Here is an 18,120-nt window from a genome sequence, read left to right as displayed (position 1 = left end):
TTTGAACGTTCTACACCTCCAATAAGAGCATTTTGTAGACGGCAATAATCTTAGAAAAGTTGGATAATTGTAATCGTTATCAATTAATTAACAGAAGCTTTTATTCACAAGTTGAAGATCACAAGTTTTAAAATAGGAATTCTTTTTTTCGGCCTCTTTGTTGTTTTAACATTGCTAAGTTGGCATTCAAATAGGGAAGATCAGAAGTCACCAGATTTAATTCATTTAGATTTAGATGCTGAGACGACTTTTCAAAAGATCGATAATTTTGGTGCGTCAGATGCGTGGTCAGTGCAATTTGTAGGCAAAAATTGGCCTTTAGAAAAAAGAGAACAAATCGCTGATTTGCTTTTCAGCACGCAGAATGATCAAGATGGAAATCCTAAAGGAATAGGCTTAAGTCTTTGGCGCTTTAATTTAGGAGCGGGTAGTGCAGAGCAAGGAAAATCAAGCGGCATTCGCGACGAATGGCGCAGAGCGGAAAGTTTTCTTACTCAAGAAGGAACGTACGATTGGAGCAAGCAAAGCGGACAAGTTTGGTTTGCTAAAGCTGCAAAAGAACGAGGTGTAGAACAACTATTGGTTTTTTCTAATAGTCCGCCGGTTCAATTCACCAGAAACGGAAAAGCCTATACCAGCGATAAGGCTCAAAGTAACCTTGATCCCACTAAAAATGAAGCGTTCGCAAAATATCTTGCAGATGTGACCGAAGGCTTTTCAAAAATAGGCCTGGATATAAATTATATAAGTCCTATAAATGAACCGCAATGGGATTGGGCAGATGGTGGTCAAGAAGGAACTCCTTTTTGGAACGATCAGATAAAAGATTTGGTTGTAGCCTTAGATCACGAACTTCAACGGCGCAATCTTAACACCACCTATATTGATATTCCTGAAACCGCTCAAATAAACTATTTGTTTGAAAACGGAAACAAATCAGGAAGAGCAAACGTGATTCAAACCTTTTTTAATACTAATTCAAAAAACTATCTGGGTCATTTGGCACGAGTAAATCATGCTGTTTCCGCACACAGTTATTTTACAACTTCACCATTTTCACGACTTGTAGATCAGCGTAAACAGCTTAACAGTGCCATAGATGAAATTTCAGATCTACATTTCTGGATGAGTGAATATTGCATCCTAGGGGATAATGCTGGTGAAATCGAAGGTAATGGTAGAGATTTAGGAATGACCGCAGCATTGTATATGGCAAAAGTGATCAATACCGATCTGGTCGTCGCAAACGCTAGTGCGTGGCATTGGTGGACCGCAATCTCAGCCTATGATTATAAAGATGGTCTGGTTTATATCGATAAAAACAAAAATGATGGAACTGTTTACGAAAGTAAAATGCTCTGGACGCTTGGTAATTACAGTAGATTTATTCGCCCGGGATATACGCGTATACATCTTCAGGAGCTTGAAGCGTCAACACCAGATGAGAAGTTTTTGTATTCGGCATTTAGAAGTCCGGAAAAGGATAAAATAGTACTCGTTTTTATAAATGATACCGAAAAAAGTAAAGCGGTAGCATTATCAAAGTATACCGAATCTTATAAAGCAAATAGCTACATAACTTCAGAAACGCATAATCTAGAACTGAAAGAGCTAACAACCAACAACGGATTTGAAATCCCTAAAAAGGCTGTGGTTACCGTAATTCTTGAAACAAAAAGCTAGCCTATAGAAAACTGTTTAAGGTTAATTATAAGTGTGTTTTATACTTTAAGCAGCAAAAAAGCCCCGTTATAGGGGCTTTTTTTATTGGCGCCGTCAAAGGGTTTAATACTCGGTCCCGATAGCTATCGGGATGCCTCGAAATTGAAAATTCGTTTTCAAGCAATGCCTCAGGATGATTATCTATTTTAATAACTATGATCGTCAAGTTTGACTTTTCCTCTAAAGGTACGGTACACAAAAAAGGTATATCCTAAAACCAGTGGACCACCGATGGCTACAAATAAAAGCATAATCCCTAATGAACGCTCAGAAGAAGCAGCTTCATAAACATCGATACTATATTTTGGGTCAACTGTAGAAAAGAGTAGGTTAGGATAAAGTTCTACAGCAACTAAAACCAGCAAAAGGCTGATGGTTAGCGACGAAAAGAAAAATGCCAGTTTATAATTCTTCTTACTCGCCAATCGTGGTACGTTTGCAATACTTAAAAAGGTGAGCACCGGTACCGCAAATAGTACAGGAGCACTTTTAAAGTCGTCAGACAAATGCGGAATGTAAAGCAGTGTATACAGCGTAGTGATCGCAAAGCTCACCATAAAAAAGATCATTCCTTTTTGGAGTAGATTGGTGAGTTTTTCAAACATCGCTCCTTCGGTTTTTAGAAGCAGGTAAATGGCTCCGTGTGCCATAAACAACGCAAGTGTCGTTACTCCGGTCATAATCGCATACGGATTCAGAAATTCAAAAAAGCCGGAGCCGGTATATTGGTAATTTTCGCCTATGGCAAAGCCTTGCAGCACATTTCCTAAAACGACACCTAGCAAAAAAGCGAGCATTATACTTGAAATGCTATAACAAACATCCCAAAGTTTACGCCACCAAAGCATTTCTTCTTTTCCTCTAAATTCGATTGAAATGGCTCTGAAAATGATGAAGATCAAAAACAGCATAAACGGAATATACAACGAAGAAAAAAGTGTCGCGTACATCACAGGGAAACCGGCAAATAGCGCTCCGCCGCCAATCACGAGCCAAACTTCGTTTCCATCCCAAACAGGACCAACAGCATTAAGTGCAATACGACGATTCAATTCCTTTTTAAAAAAGAGATGCCAAGCCCCTGCACCAAAATCAAATCCATCTAAAATCGCATAGCCTGAGAATAAACCGCCAATTACGAAAAACCACCACGTGGGATAATCTATACCTAAAATTGTTTCCATACTATTCTGTTATCCTGTTACTACTTCGCTGATTTCTTTGGTTAATGGTCTGTCGTCATCTTCGTCATTGGCCTCTTCGTAAGGTCCGTGCTTAATTTTTTTATTAAGTAAGTAAACAAAAAGTAAAAAGAGCAGGGCGTAGACGGCAAAAAAAAGGATTAAAGAAAATAAGACTTGATTCGCCGTTACTGCTTGAGAAAAGGCTTCGTTAGTGCGCAGTAAGCCGTAAACCACCCAAGGTTGCCGACCCATTTCTGCAGAGAACCAGCCTACTTGATTAGCGATCTGCGGAAGCAGAGCAGTAAAGACAAAAACCCAAAGCAACCACTTTTTAGAAAACAGTTTCTTCTTCCACATTAAAAAAGAAGCATATAAAGTAAGTGCGATCAAAAACATCCCGATGGCAACCATAAGGTGATAAAACTGAAAAACAGCATTAACCTGAGACGGACGCTCATCTTCGGGGAACGCATTTAAACCGGTTACAGGAGCTTCAAAATCCTGATCTAATAAAAACGACAATCCACCGGGAATTGCTAAACCGGTCACTTCCTGATTCTCTTGATCTACCCAACCCAGAAGATACATGTCTGCCGCAGCGCTTTCATCATAATGTCCTTCAAGTGCGGCTAATTTTGCAGGTTGATGTTCTGCAACGACTTCTGCCGATGCGTGCCCTGCTACAAGTTGAGCGAGCGAAGTTATAGTAGCAATGATAAGTGTGATCTTAAATGCTTTTTTTGAAATGCTCACATAACGTCCTTTTAAGATATAGTAGGCGTGTACACTAAGAATTAGGAATACTCCCGCTAGAAAAGCACCTAACCAAACGTGCCAAATACGTTCTATACTCGACGGATTGAAAACCATCGCCCAAAAATCGGTGATCTCTGCGCGGGCTTTCATACCTTCTCCTACAATATGATAACCTGCCGGGGTTTGTTGCCAGCTGTTTGCGACTACGATCCAGATCGCAGAAAACATAGAACCTAAAAATACGCCAATTGTTGAAACCAAGTGAACCCAAGGTTTTACACGGTTCCAGCCAAAAAGTAACACGCCTAAAAAACCACTTTCAAGAGCAAAGGCAAAAATACCTTCAGCTGCGAGCGCGCTTCCAAAAACATCTCCTACATAACGCGAATAGGTGGCCCAATTGGTACCAAATTCAAACTCCATTACAATGCCGGTAACGACACCAATTCCGAATGTGAGTGCAAAGATTTTAGTCCAAAACTTTGCGAGAATGTGGTAATCTTCTTTTTTGGTTTTTACATATAGACTTTCAAAGATGACCATCAATAATCCGATTCCGATACTTAGAGGTGGGTAGATGTAATGAAAGGCTACTGTAAAGGCAAATTGAATTCGGGCGAGTAATTCGACATCCATTTTTATGGGTTCTTGGAGGTTGATTTATAAAAGCTTTTGAAGCTTTTATTCTGATATAAATTTACAATCCAATCTTGGGTTGAAAGCTTGAAAACACTAGGTTTTCTTGTTAAAGTTCTTTCATTTTTTTTGAAATTAAAAGGACTTAAAACCTTGGGGTTTTCTTTCTGTAATTCTTGTATTCGGGAAAGCGAGCCATGAGTAAGTTTTCTTCAAAAGTAGATTTCCAGCAGAAGAAGAGATAAAGAACAGCTGTCAAAACGAGCTTGTATACCTCTTGAAATAAGATCGATAGACTTAAAAATAAAAGTAAGATTCCAAAATAGATAGGGTGTCTACTGTATCTAAATATTCCGAAGTCTATAAGGCTTGAATTCTTATGCGGACTAGGAAATGGGGATAATTGATGCCGTAATTGATAAAGGGCAATGACAACGCATAGCATTCCGAGAATAAATAGGGCATAAGCTCCGTAATTAAAGGCTTCCGGTAATCTGAATTTAAGAAGGCTTATTGGAAAGAAAAAGGCACACATTATTATAATTTGCAGTGTTACAAATAAAATATTGTATGCCTTTTTCATTTAAATGCTATTGAAAGTTTTTTACTGCATCTCCTAGATCATAGACTGAAACTTCATCAATATGCATTGCCAATATACTGCTTCCGGCAGCGCTACGATAGCCACCTGCACAGTGCACCACGATAGGTTTATCTACCGGAATCTCCTCATAACGATCGCGCAATTCATTAAGTGGAATGGTTATGGCGTGATCAAAGAATTTACCGGCTTCCGTTTCACTTTGATTTCGAATATCAACTATAGTATAATCCTTTGTGTTTTTCTTGAAGTCTTCCAGATCCAGATCCTTCATTTCGAGCCAATCTTGTTCACCAAGTGTATAGACCATTTTAACTTGATGCTCATAACCTATTTTGCTCACGCGATCGAGTAGCGTTTCAGCGTGAGCGGCACTGTTAGCGACAAGACAAAATTCTTCTTCAGGTTTTACAATAGCACCCAACCAGGTTTCAAATTTATGCTCTGGTTTGGTCGCCATAATATTCAAACTGTTGCGCTTATGCCCATTCTTAAAATCTTCTTCTAAACGGGTATCTATAACTAATGCATCACCATTCAGGTGCGTTTCATAAAGTTTTAAAGGGATATCAGCCAAGCTGCTATTCAAGTTTAGCGCTCCGGTTTTATTAATATCCACATCAAAACCAAAGTAATGCGGAATGAACGGCTGAGAATCCAGTAAATGATTTACAAAAGTTTCTTCAGACTGTTCTTTAAAAGCCCAATTGGTAGCACGTTGCTCACCAAGTGTGCTGCTGCCATCGCTGCTCATATTTTTTCCGCAAAGCGAACCTGCTCCGTGCGCTGGATAAACAACCGCATCATCGTTAAATTCGTTGTAAGCGCTTGTCATCGTCTTATACATAGACTTTGCAAGGTCTATGCGTTTAGCTTTCATTTTTCCTGCTTTCTCACGCAGATCAGGACGACCTACATCCCCTATAAATAAAGTGTCTCCTGTAAAAAGAGCCGTTTCATTTTCGGTTGAAGCGACTATCGTGATACTATCGGGAGAATGTCCCGGTGTATTAACTGCTTTAAATTGAATTTTACCCATCTCAACAAAGTCGCCATCATCAAAATGCTCGTGTGCATAGTCTGCACCTAGTAATTTGCTAGCATAAATAGTAGCGCCCGTTTCTTTATGAATTTGTAGATGGGAAGAAATAAAATCGGCGTGCGGGTGTGTTTCAAAAACAGCTACGATTTGCGCATTGTGTTTTTCTGCAAAGGCATAGTATTGCGCGGGATCACGTTCTGGGTCTACTAAAGCGATCTTGTTATCACTCAAAATTGCGTAAGAAAAATGGGCTAAAGGTTTGTATTCAAATTGTTTAATTGTCATAGCATTGAAATTTTACTCAAAAATAAAAAAGGCTACAGCTTGTGGGTGTAACCTTTGATACACTAGCTTTGAATACTAAGACTGCAATTATTTGGAAGAATGCTCCTTAAAAGGATAGGTGAGTTGTCCCGTAAAATCGTGAGGAAAACGCTCATCTCCGTCAAAACCTATTTCAATGTTCTTTCCGCTTTTTGGAATATATGCGGTGCCAAAAAGATAGTCCCAAATGCTTAGACTTAAGCCGAAATTCATCCCGTATTTATGTTCTGGCGGAAGCGCTTTAGCGTGATGCCAAATATGCATGCGAGGATTGTTTAAAATATAACCCAGCGGACCATAACTCCAATCGAGATTGGCGTGGTTTAAGTGACCGATGAATACTGAAAACATATGTACTACAAAAAATTGTTCGATCCCAAAACCGATCATCGCCAGCGGAATGTACTGCGCACTTTTATATACTAAGGTCTCCACAAAATGAAACCGAAATTGAGCCGCAAAGCCCATTTCTTTTACACTGTGATGCACTTGATGAAATTTCCACAACCACGGTACCCGATGTAGCATTCGGTGCACATTCCACTGAATAAAATCGGCGATAACAAACATGATTAAAAGCTGCGCCCAAACCGGAAAGTCTTGAACCTCGATCGCAACCAAATTATCTATCCCGAAAAGTCCTAAAAAGTCATTGAAGAGTTCGACGCCTACATTTGAGAGCGCGTTGTAACCAATCAAAGAGAACAGAAAGAAATTGAAGATCATATAAAACGCATCGAGCCAAAATCCCTTTCTAAAAATTGGTTGTTTTTTACGCCAGGGAATTATGATCTCAAATGCAAAAACAAGTAACGAGAGCCCGAGAAGCCAATAGAAATAGTTGGTCCACCCGGGATTGGTGATCTCATCAACCAGGTAATTAAAATATCCAGTAAAGGAATCTTGTATGATCTTTAGATATTTATCCACGTTTTATAAGTCGGTTTCAGTGCTGTAAAATTACGTTATTGCTTCGGTTTTTAGCTGGAGTACGATTTGCCCCAAATGATAATAACTGTGTTCAATGAGTGCTTCAATATTGCGTTTGTAACTTCCGTAGGCTTCTTTTACAAAAATAGCATCTAGTTGATCATCAGTTAAAGTTTTGATCAAATTGACGAGCTCTTCGGTATCTTTCCAGAAAAGCGCCAAGAAGTTTTGCCACGCTTCATCGTTTTGCATAGGCTCAAAATCAAAACTAAATCGATCGCTAATGCTGAGCTCACCAACAAGAAAAACCTGCTTTACACCTGCGATGTAATAATGAATATGTTGCGCAAGAACCTCGACAGTATTGTAAGTTTTAATTTGTATAGAAACTTCGTCAAGTGAGGTGTTATCGAGTTCCTTTTTAAAATTGGTATTGGCGATCCACATACCGTCAAGAATAACTTCCTGAAGTCTTTGAGCCAGAGCTGCTGCTTGTGACATAGTTTTATTGAATTAAACCCTGCTTTTTAAATTTAATCAAATCTTGACATTCTTATGAAAGCGGTTGTGTTTAAATTTAAAACTACTTAGTTTAGACCAATGAAGATTGCAAAAATCGGTATTGCTTTGTGGCTTTTTATAATTCCTTTTCTACTGAAAGCACAGCAGGACACCGCCTATAAATATGAAGTGCTGGCAGGCCACGATAATGATTTTACAATCTTTGGAACGCGCACAGACTGGCACTATACTTATGGGATTCATCTAGGTTTTAACTGGCGCCCAGAAAACGCTAAGATGCTTGCGTCGCTTTTTCCGCAAAAAGAAGCTTTTAGTCATAATATTGGGTTGCACATTCAAGCATGCACCCCAGATTATGCGCGAACGTATCAAATCGTCAAAACCAGACAGCCGTATGCTGGTTGGGGTTATGTAGATTTTGCTAATAACTACGGATTTAAAAAGGCGTTTCTTCAATTGAAAGTAGATTTAGGGATCTTAGGACCCGCAGTGCAAGCAGGGGAAATACAGAATTTTATTCACAAAAACTTCTCGAGAGACATTTTTGTAGATCAATGGGAAGAGCAGATTCCTAATCAGTTTGGTTTCAATGTACGAGCGAATTACGCTCAAGATATTTTCACTGAAAAATGGCTGAATCTTTACAGTTTCAGTCGAATTTCTGCCGGAAACATTTTTACCCTTTTTGAGCAAGGTGCTTATTTTAGATTTGGTCAATTTAATACTATTGGCAAATCGGTGGCGCGCCAACAAAGTCTTTTAGGTTCTGGAGAAACCGAATTTTTTCTCGAAGCCGGTTTCAATATGAATTTTTCTGCTTTTAATGCGACCATTGAAAATGCAAATGCGCAAGGCGAAAAAGTAGTTCCCCGCGATCTTGTAAATCACAGTATTTTAAATGGACACGTTGGGTTTTTCTTTTCGCAGAAACGCTATACGATCGGTTTAAAATGGAATTATACCGAAGGTGAAATAAAAGGAAACGACCCGCACCGATTTGCAATTTTAGCCGGAACCTATAAATTCAATTGATTAAAATTTCTGTCGGGAGACACGATCTTCAATTTCGGTACGAGGATGCACGCCGTCAATAAATTCTACTGCTTCAACCACACGTACAAATAAGTTTTCGGCACCTAATAATTCCGTAACTCCGGTTTTAAACAGAATATCGCGTGTAGGTCCGGTAGCAGCGGCGATCATTAAGGTGATCTCTTTTTGTCGCAGTTCTAGAATGAGGTATTTCAAAATATAAATAGCGCTACTGTCAACATAATTTATCGCTTCAGCATTGATGATAATGGTTTTAAGTTCAGGACCTTTTGCTTTAATATGTTTTTTAAGCTCTTTATAGAAGTAGTCTTTATTTCCGAAGAACAATTGTGCATCAAAACGCACGACCAAGATGTCTTTACGATCGATGATGTCGGTAGCAAAACGGTTGATGTTTTTGAAATATGTGGTTCCTTTTATTTGACCCAACACTGCCATATGTGGTTTTGAGGTGCGGTAAACCATCAAGAGTAATGAGAACAAAACACCTAGAATAATTCCCTCTTGAATCCCAACAAATAAGGTGATTAGAAAAGTAGCGATTAGCAATAGAAACTCATCTTTTTGATTCTTGTAAAGCTCTTTAGGATAGTTAAGATCGATCAAGCTTGTAATCGCCAGCATAATGATCGAAGCAAGAATGGCATTAGGCAAATAATAGAAAACCGGAGTCAGAAAGAGTAGGGTAAGCGCAACCAAGCTTGCACTAATAAAAGCAGCAACTCCCGTTTTTGCACCTGCTTGAAAATTTACCGCAGTACGGCTAAAACCAGCGGTAGTAGGATAACATTGAAAGAAAGACCCCACGATATTACCTGTTCCCAAAGCTATAAGTTCTTGATTGGGATTGATCGTATTGGATTTTACCTTTTCTTCGAGTGCTTTACCAATAGATACGACTTCCATAAAAGCGATTAAGGACATTGCCAGTGCAAGGGTGAAAAGCTGACCAAGATCTTCCCAAGGAACCGATGGAACACCAAAACTCGGTAAGCCATCCGGTATTTTTCCCACGAGAATGAGTCCGTAATTGGTAAGTGGCGTAAAATAAGCTAGTGAAATACCAAAGATGACTACAACAATAGCAGCGGGAATTTGACTACTTATACGTTTGATCAATAACATAATTCCAATACCGGCAAGTCCTACCGCTACTGCAACAGGATTGATCTGATCAAGCTGCGCAAGGGTTTGTTTAATGATAGGCAGGGTTTTATTGCTGCTTACCGTGATACCTAATAAGTGTTTGAGTTGTGTGATACCTATTATTAAGGCGGCTGCAGAAGTGAAACCGCTAATCACAGGCTTGGATAAAAAATTGACTAAAAAGCCCATTTTTAAAAAACCCATCAATACTTGAATGATTCCAACAAACAACGCCAGAAAAATAGCCATCGAGATATATTCGTTGATACCGCTTAGCGACAGCGCTCCCAAACCTGATGCAATTATGAGCGAATCCATCGCTACCGGTCCAATTGCCAGTTGGCGCGATGTACCCATAATCGCATAAATTACCTGAGGTAAAAGAGCGGCGTAAAGTCCAAATACCGGAGGTAAACCGGCAATCATGGCATACGCCATTCCTTGCGGAATAAGCATAATACCCACAGTTATTCCAGCAGAAATATCACCGGCTAAGTAGCTTTTCCTGTAGTTTGGTAACCAGTCAAATATGGGAAAGAATTTCTTCAAGGATTCAAATTTATGGGCAAATATATACTGTGTGCATTGATATGCTCGTAACACATGTTACATAGGGTTTCGATTAAAAATACAATATTAAGCCCATCAAATTGAAAATTTCAAAAACCTAATGCGTTAAATACTTACTAAATAAACTACCTCAGGGCAAGCCTGTTTGACGACAAGGCAAGCCCAAGAGGCATTGGTTGAAAACGCATTTTCAATGTCGAGGCAAGCTTGCCTGCCGACTAAGGCAGGCCTTTGTGCATTAAACCCTTTGGCGGTGCCAATAAAGTTGGCATTTCATCTACAGGCTTACGCAGCTTAAATTGTATATTTACGGTTTTAGATTTTATAAAAGAGACAGCGCAAGAACGGCACTTGTTTTTATGATCAAAACATTTAAACTTCATATTGAATCCCATTTTAAAAAGCTACTGGATGCTCGTGTTTTACTAGCGGTAAGCGGCGGATTAGATAGTGTGGTTTTAGCACATTTGTTTTCGGAGTGTAAAATCGATTTTGAGATCGCACATTGTAATTTTAACCTTCGCGGAAAGGAGAGCGATGCAGATGCGGATTATGTTGAAAAGTTGGCCGAAAAACTTCAAGTGAAGTTTCACGTGCAAAACTTTGATACCGAAGCCTATGCTCAAGACCAAAAAGTGTCTATTCAAATGGCGGCGAGGGAATTGCGATATCACTGGTTTGAAGAACTTTGTCAACTTCACCATTTACCTTTTCTTGCTACAGCGCATCACGCAAAAGATGATCTGGAAACCTTTCTCATCAATTTGAGCAGAGGTTCAGGATTAAACGGACTTACCGGAATTACTGCCGAAAACGACCGACTCGTACGTCCGTTATTGCCTTTTAGCAGAGAAGAGATTTTAACCTATGCCGAAGCAAATACGCTAGCGTGGCGGGAGGACAGCAGCAATGCTTCAGACAAGTATTTGCGCAATCATTTAAGACATCACGCAATTCCAGCTTTAGAAGAAGCCGCTCCACAGTTTTTGACTCAGTTTCAAAAAAGTCAGCAGCATTTAAAAGAAACAGCACTTCTGTTAGAAGATTATACAGCGTTGTTATTTTCACAGATCGTGACCCAATCTTTTAAGGGCTATCAATTCAATATTCAGAAATTAAAAGAAACGCCAAATACCAAAGCCGTTCTTTACCAACTTTTAAAGGATTTTGAATTTACTGCTTGGGATGATATTTATGAGTTACTCGATGCGCAGGCGGGCAAATATGTGGCCACAGCAAAGCATCGGCTGATCAAGGACCGTGATTTTCTTTTGTTGACCGAACATCAAGCGGAAACTGAGGAAGTACTTTGGTACGTAGATATTGAGAAAGTCGATCTTAATGGTCTTACCCTGATGAAAGAAAATGTGGACCAATTGACCCAGTTAAACAAAACCGAAGCTATTTTTGATGCTGAACAGTTAAAGTTTCCTTTAAGACTTAGAAAGTGGGAGGAAGGCGATTGGTTTTATCCCTTTGGGCTTAAGGGAAAGAAAAAGCTCAGTAAGTTTTTTAAAGACTTAAAATTTTCAACACTAGATAAAGAGTCAGTTTGGCTGCTTTGTAACGACCAAGACATCATCTGGGTTGTAGGAGCACGCACTGATGATCGATATAAAGTAACCCCAAATACTTCACAATTTTTAAAATTTACCGCACACTATGATTAAATACTGCTCTATTCTTGTACTGCTTGTTTTTACCCTTACAGGAAATGCACAAGGTTTTGGGCCCGGCGCAGGGACTCAAAATCCAGTACAATGGGAAGCTTCTGTTGAAAAATCAGAGGCAACTTCTTATACTTTAAAATTAAATGCGAGCATCGAGCCTGAATGGCACGTGTATTCTCAGTTTACAGATCCGGGCGGTTCTTTACCGCTCGAATTAGAATTTCTTGAAGCTGGCGAGGCCTATACCTTAGAAGGTCCTACTGAAGAAAGCGAGACGACTACATCCTATAGCGATATTTTTGAAGTTGATGAGACCTTTTTTTCAGAAACGGCGCAACTTACCCAAAAGATAAAAGCTGAAGAAACCACAGAGTATGTTAAGCTAATCTTGAAATATCAGGTGTGTAAAGAGGTTTGCATCAATGAAGAAAAATATATTGTTTTTGATCTTTCTACCGAAAAAGGACAGGTGTTTCAAGACTTTAATGAATTTCAAGCCTACGGCAAAGTTCAAGAGAAAGTCGAAGAAATAGAACCGGTAAAAGAAGTTGTAAAGCAAGAGGAAAAGCAAGACTTATGGACCATCTTTTTCGTGGCTTTTGCATCAGGCTTTTTAGCATTGTTGACACCTTGTGTGTTCCCAATGATACCCATGACGGTGAGCTTTTTTACAAAGCAAAGTAAGAATCTGGCAACCGGTCGTAGAAATGCCATTTTATACGGAATTTTCATCGTAGTGATCTACGTACTTTTAGGTTCGATTGTAACGGGGATCTTTGGAGCAGATGCGTTGAACGCCTTATCTACCAACGTATGGTTCAACTTGGTATTCTTTTTACTTCTGGTTGTATTTGCCATATCATTCTTTGGAGCTTTTGAGATTATGCTGCCTAATTCTTGGGCAAATGCGGTGGATCGAAAAGCAGATCGCGGCGGAATTGTAGGCATCTTTTTTATGGCTTTGGCCTTGGCCATTGTAAGCTTCAGTTGTACAGGACCTATTGTAGGAACTTTATTGGTACAAGCGGCTTCAGAAGGTGGTATCGCTCCGGTATTAGGAATGCTTGGTTTTTCACTTGCCATCGCGATTCCGTTTGCTTTGTTTGCCTTGTTTCCTGGTTTGATGAATTCTTTACCAAAATCTGGAGGTTGGTTAAATTCAGTAAAAGTGGTTTTAGGGTTTTTAGAGCTTGCCTTAGCTTTTAAATTTTTATCCAATGCTGATTTGGTACTGCAAGCGCATATTTTAGAACGCGAAGTATTCTTAGCGATTTGGATCGCTATTTTTGGTGCAATGGCGTTTTATCTTTTCGGAAAAATCAGACTTTCACACGACAGTCCGTTGCCGCATATTTCTTCAGGAAGATTGATTTTAGGGCTTTTCGTCCTATCATTCACACTGTATTTAATTCCCGGCCTATGGGGCGCCCCGTTGAAGTTGATCAGCGGTTTTCCACCACCCTTAAATTATAGTGAATCGCCTTATGGTGTTGGTTATTCTAAAGGTAGTGTTGCAGGATTAACGGAAGGTGAGCTGCCTGAAGAAGCCGAACTTGGTCCCTATCAACTGGTGACCTTTACCGATTATGATGCAGGAATGGCGTATGCAAAAGCTGAAAATAAACCGGTACTTTTAGATTTTACAGGGAAGGCCTGTGTAAACTGCCGTAAGATGGAAGAACGCGTTTGGGGCGAACCTCAAATTTTAGGAAAACTACAAAATGACGTGGTGCTCATTTCGTTATTTGTAGATCTAAAAGAAGAGCTTCCGGAAGCAGAACAATATGTTAGTGAAGTTACCGGCAAACGCATTCAAACTGTTGGTAATAAATGGAGCGACTTTCAGATTGAAAAATATCAGATCAACGCGCAGCCGTATTATGTACTGCTCGATCATAACGATAACGAACTTAACACGCCGGTAGGCTACACACCAGATGTAGACGAATTTGAAGCCTGGCTTGAAGAAGGAATTTCTAAATTCAATGACTAATAAACACCCTTAAATGAAGAACATTAAAAATCTAATTACTGCAGTATTCTTACTTCTCGTAGTTGCTGCTCAAGCGCAAACCGAAGCATACGTTCGCGAGCATTACGACAAGAAAGAAGTAAAAATTAAAATGCGCGATGGTGTAATGTTACATACAACCATTTATTCGCCAAAAGATAAATCACAAGAGTATCCTATTTTAATGATGCGTACGCCGTATAGCTGTGCACCTTATGGAGAAGAAAACTTCAAAGGCAGAATAGGACCTAATCAATTTATGGTTGAAGAAGGTAACATTTTTGTGCAGCAAGATGTGCGTGGCCGTTGGAACAGTGAAGGCGTTTACGACAATATGCGTGCTTATATTCCGAATAAAAAAGGAAAACAAGTTGATGAGGCCAGCGATACCTATGATACGATCGATTGGCTTGTAAAGAACGTAGACAACAACAATGGAAATGTGGGAACTTGGGGAATTTCATATCCCGGTTTTTATGCCACCTATTCGTTGTTAAGTGAACATCCTGCGCTTAAAGCAGTTTCTCCACAAGCGTGTATTTCAGATTTCTTCTTTGATGATTTTCATCATAATGGGGCATTTTTAGAAAGCTACTGGAGAGCGATTTCGCTTTTCGGTTATATGAAAGACGAGCCGGTAACCAAGCCTTGGTACGCTTTTCCTGACCTTCCTTCACAAGATCAATATCAATTTTTCTTAGATGCAGGTCCGTTGACCAATTTAGATGCGTATTACAAAGAAGATAATGTATTCTGGCAGCAAATTAAAGACCATCCTAATTATGATGAGTTCTGGAGAAGCCGCGGAATCATTCAGCATTTAAATGATATCAAGCCTGCTGTTATGGTTGTAGGCGGTTTATTTGATGCCGAAGATCTTTATGGACCGTTCAATACCTACAGAAAGATCGAAGAAACCAGCGATAATTATAACATTTTGGTTTACGGGCCGTGGAGTCACGGAGACTGGGCGCGCTCAAGTGAGCGTCAGGCTATAGGAAACGTATATTTTGGAGATAATCTTTCAAGAGATTTTCAGCAAAACTATGAGACAGTGTTCTTCAACCATTTCTTAAAAAATGATGGAGAAGGAACCATTGATTTTCCTGAGGCTTCTATGTATGACAGTGGTTCGCGGGAGTGGGACAGCTATGCACAATGGCCACCAAAAGCTGCTGAAACCAAAAGCTTTTATTTAGGAGCAGATCAAAAACTTACCGAGAACGCTATAGCAGATTATGCAAATGCATTTGTAAGTGATCCTTCAAAACCGGTTCCGTATTCTGAAGATATTAAAATGGTGTTTACGCCAAGAAAGTATATGACCGATGATCAGCGTTTTGCAGCTCGAAGACCAGACGTATTGGTGTATGAGACTGAAGTTTTAGACGAAGATATGACGATTACCGGTGAAATTTTAGCCAAATTAAAAGTGGCAACCACAGGTACTGCGGCAGATTGGGTGGTAAAAGTGATTGACGTATATCCTAATGATGCCAAAGATTATCCTGAAACGCAGAAATACCTTAAAATGGGCAATTACCATATGATGGTGCGTAGCGAAGTGATGCGCGGCCGTTTTCGTGAGAGTTTCAGAGCCCCTAAAGCTTTTGAACCGAATCAAAAAACCGAAGTTGATTTGACCTTGCAAGGGGTAAACCATACCTTCCTAAAAGGGCACAAAGTGCAAATTCAAATTCAAAGTACGTGGTTTCCGTTAATCGATCGTAATCCACAGACTTTTGTGCCAAATATTTATAAAGCAAGTGCTGAAGATTTCCAGAAACAAACACATACCGTTTTTGGAGATTCTGAAATTCAGTTTAATGTGTTAAAATAAGATTTATGAGAGTTCAGTCAGTCATAGTTTTTTTTAGTATTGTGCTTTTTTACAATTCGTGTAAAAATCAAGAAGAAGCGCAGTACACCCAAGCTGAAATAACGGAAGCCAGCGCGTCGCTTAATTCTTGGTTTGATACCAAGTTTGACGAAGATGTCGCCCAATCGCCGCAGTGGCAAACCAGTTTAGGCTTAAAGACAAATTATGGTAAATGGGATGATATTTCATCAGACCAGATGGCTGAAGATCTTAAACAAGCTAAAGCGCGGCTGGATTACCTGGAATCAGAGGTTGATCTGGCCGCTTTAGATAGCGTTACTCAAATAAGTTATAAGCTTTACAAACTCAATCTGGAAAACGAGATCGAAGACTATGAGTATCGTTTTTATAATTATCCGGTCAATCAAATGTTTGGCTTACATGCGAGTGTTCCTGCATTTTTGATCAACAAACATCGCATTGATAGTGTTGCCGATGCTAAGGCATACATTTCAAGAATTAAAGGAGTTAAGCCTTTATTTACAGAGCTTCGCAATCAATTGGGCATTCGTGAAACCAATCAGATCGTTCCGCCTAAATTTGTATTAGATCGTGTGCTTGAAGACAGTCAAAATATTTTAAAAGGTCAGCCTTTTGACGAGTCGAGCACGCAGATGCCAATACTTGCCGATTTTCAATCTAAGGTAGAAGCGCTGGACATTGATACTGAAACAAAGGCAATACTTTTACAAGAAGCTAATCAAGCTTTAAAAGATAGTTTACAGCCGGCTTACGAAGAATTGATCACGTTCATAGAAAGTCAAAAAGTAAGAGCAACTACAGATGATGGCGCGTGGAAGTTTCCCAGAGGAGATAAATTTTATGCAATTGCGCTAAATCGAGCCACAACTACCGAAATGACGGCTGAAGAAATTCATCAATTAGGGTTGGATGAAGTAGAACGCATTCACACCGAAATGGAAGCCATAAAAGATCAAGTAGGTTTTGATGGAAGCTTGCAAGACTTTTTTGAGTTTATGCGTAACGATGAACAGTTTTACTACGAAGATTCAGATGCCGGAAGAGCCGCATATATGAAAGAAGCAAAACGCATTATAGATGCTATGCGTGCGCGTTTAGACGAACTATTCATCACCAAACCCAAAGCGGAAATTGTCGTTAAAAGGGTAGAGGCTTTTAGAGAGAAAAGTGCCGGTAAGGCGTTTTACAATTCGCCTGCTCCAGACGGATCAAGACCTGGAATTTATTATGCCAATTTATTTGATATTAAAGCGATGCCTAAATATCAAATGCAAGCTTTGGCCTATCACGAGGGAATCCCGGGACATCATATGCAACTGGCGATTGCTCAGGAATTAGAAGGAATCCCAAAGTTTAGGAAGTTTGGCGGTTATACGCCGTATGTAGAAGGTTGGGGATTGTATTGCGAGTATTTACCAAAAGAAATGGGAGCTTATGAAGATCCTTATGCCGATTTTGGACGTCTCGCTATGGAACTTTGGCGTGCGTGCCGTCTCGTTGTCGATACAGGTATTCACGACAAGAAATGGACGCGTGAAGAGGGGATCGCCTATTACAAAGACAATACACCCAATGCCGAAAGTGATTGCATCAAAATGGTAGAACGTCATATTGTGATGCCTGGACAAGCAACAGCTTACAAAGTAGGAATGAATAAAATTCTTGATCTTAGAGCAAAAGCAGAAAAAGCACTTGGGGAAACTTTTGATATCAGAGAATTCCACGAGGTAGTTTTAGGGCAAGGTGCAGTACCGCTTTCTATTCTGGAGGAAATGATTGACGATTTTATTGCAGAAAAGCAAAAAGCTTAAGCTTGGTTTATTTACGTATACTGTTTGTCCTATTGGTATTACTAGAGTTGCGCTACCGCAAATTCAAGTCTTCCAGAGAGCTTTGGTTTTGGTTGTTTTTGGTAGCCATTTTTAGTTGGCTAGGCTATATACTATTCCTGATTTTCAGAAAACGTATTCTGATAAGAAGAGACCGTTTCAATTATCAATTTCGAAAACGAGAAAAAAATAAACTAGAGTAATTTCAATTCAACCTTGACTTACAAGAAAAAAATTGAACATATTAAATTGCAGTAAATCTG

At 39.5% G+C, this 18,120-nt stretch carries 13 protein-coding genes; 6 read left to right on the top strand and 7 right to left on the bottom strand.

Annotated elements, in window-relative coordinates; all coding sequences use genetic code 11:
- The first annotated feature begins 171 nt into the window (after positions 1 to 171).
- Positions 172 to 1,683: a glycoside hydrolase gene (locus WA338_RS00125; protein ID WP_272987350.1), complete on the top strand. Its 1,512-nt coding sequence runs from the start codon at positions 172 to 174 to the stop codon at positions 1,681 to 1,683.
- A 185-nt stretch (positions 1,684 to 1,868) separates the two neighbouring features.
- Here WA338_RS00125 and cydB read toward each other — a convergent pair whose 3' ends face one another.
- The 6 genes from cydB to WA338_RS00100 all read right to left on the bottom strand — a co-directional run bounded on the left by cydB (position 1,869) and on the right by WA338_RS00100 (position 7,696).
- Positions 1,869 to 2,906 carry a cytochrome d ubiquinol oxidase subunit II gene (gene cydB / locus WA338_RS00120; protein ID WP_336091612.1) on the bottom strand — a complete coding sequence of 346 codons (1,038 nt, stop codon included), beginning with the start codon at positions 2,904 to 2,906 and terminating at the stop codon, positions 1,869 to 1,871.
- A 9-nt stretch (positions 2,907 to 2,915) separates the two neighbouring features.
- Complete coding sequence (locus WA338_RS00115) at positions 2,916 to 4,298, bottom strand: cytochrome ubiquinol oxidase subunit I (protein ID WP_336091610.1); 1,383 nt, start codon at positions 4,296 to 4,298, stop codon at positions 2,916 to 2,918.
- 145 nt (positions 4,299 to 4,443) lie between these two features.
- Complete coding sequence (locus tag WA338_RS18890; RefSeq protein ID WP_442913202.1) at positions 4,444 to 4,881, bottom strand: methyltransferase family protein; 438 nt, start codon at positions 4,879 to 4,881, stop codon at positions 4,444 to 4,446.
- Positions 4,882 to 4,888: 7 nt separating this feature from the next.
- A complete protein-coding gene (locus WA338_RS00110) occupies positions 4,889 to 6,226 on the bottom strand; it encodes an MBL fold metallo-hydrolase (RefSeq protein WP_336091607.1) in 1,338 nt (445 codons plus the stop codon).
- An 87-nt stretch (positions 6,227 to 6,313) separates the two neighbouring features.
- Entirely contained in the window at positions 6,314 to 7,195 is an 882-nt protein-coding gene (locus WA338_RS00105) for a sterol desaturase family protein (RefSeq protein ID WP_272987357.1), read from the bottom strand.
- Between the two features lie 30 nt (positions 7,196 to 7,225).
- Positions 7,226 to 7,696: a DUF1572 family protein gene (locus WA338_RS00100; protein WP_272987358.1), complete on the bottom strand. Its 471-nt coding sequence runs from the start codon at positions 7,694 to 7,696 to the stop codon at positions 7,226 to 7,228.
- Between the two features lie 99 nt (positions 7,697 to 7,795).
- On the opposite strand from WA338_RS00100, the gene WA338_RS00095 reads away from it, so the two are divergent.
- Positions 7,796 to 8,749, top strand: coding sequence for a lipid A-modifier LpxR family protein (locus WA338_RS00095; protein WP_272987360.1), 954 nt, complete (start codon positions 7,796 to 7,798; stop codon positions 8,747 to 8,749).
- On the opposite strand, the gene WA338_RS00090 is transcribed toward WA338_RS00095, so the two are convergent.
- On the bottom strand, positions 8,750 to 10,465 hold the full coding sequence (locus WA338_RS00090; RefSeq protein WP_040532722.1) for a SulP family inorganic anion transporter: 1,716 nt from the start codon (positions 10,463 to 10,465) through the stop codon (positions 8,750 to 8,752). It abuts the gene before it with no gap.
- A gap of 380 nt (positions 10,466 to 10,845) precedes the next feature.
- On the opposite strand from WA338_RS00090, the gene tilS reads away from it, so the two are divergent.
- The 4 genes from tilS to WA338_RS00070 are packed head-to-tail and all read left to right on the top strand — an operon-like array spanning position 10,846 to position 17,839.
- A complete protein-coding gene (gene tilS, locus WA338_RS00085; RefSeq protein WP_336091600.1) occupies positions 10,846 to 12,156 on the top strand; it encodes a tRNA lysidine(34) synthetase TilS in 1,311 nt (436 codons plus the stop codon).
- Positions 12,149 to 14,149: a protein-disulfide reductase DsbD family protein gene (locus WA338_RS00080; RefSeq protein WP_272987362.1), complete on the top strand. Its 2,001-nt coding sequence runs from the start codon at positions 12,149 to 12,151 to the stop codon at positions 14,147 to 14,149. Before tilS ends, WA338_RS00080 begins: the two co-directional genes overlap by 8 nt.
- Positions 14,150 to 14,162: 13 nt before the next feature.
- Positions 14,163 to 16,007 carry a CocE/NonD family hydrolase gene (locus tag WA338_RS00075; RefSeq protein WP_009780343.1) on the top strand — a complete coding sequence of 615 codons (1,845 nt, stop codon included), beginning with the start codon at positions 14,163 to 14,165 and terminating at the stop codon, positions 16,005 to 16,007.
- A gap of 5 nt (positions 16,008 to 16,012) precedes the next feature.
- Positions 16,013 to 17,839, top strand: a complete 1,827-nt coding sequence (locus WA338_RS00070; RefSeq protein ID WP_009780342.1) for a DUF885 domain-containing protein — start codon at positions 16,013 to 16,015, stop codon at positions 17,837 to 17,839.
- Positions 17,840 to 18,120 lie beyond the last annotated feature (281 nt).

Source organism: Leeuwenhoekiella sp. CH_XMU1409-2 (assembly GCF_037029365.1).
Classification (GTDB): domain Bacteria; phylum Bacteroidota; class Bacteroidia; order Flavobacteriales; family Flavobacteriaceae; genus Leeuwenhoekiella; species Leeuwenhoekiella blandensis.
This window is presented reverse-complemented; position numbering and strand designations above follow the sequence as displayed.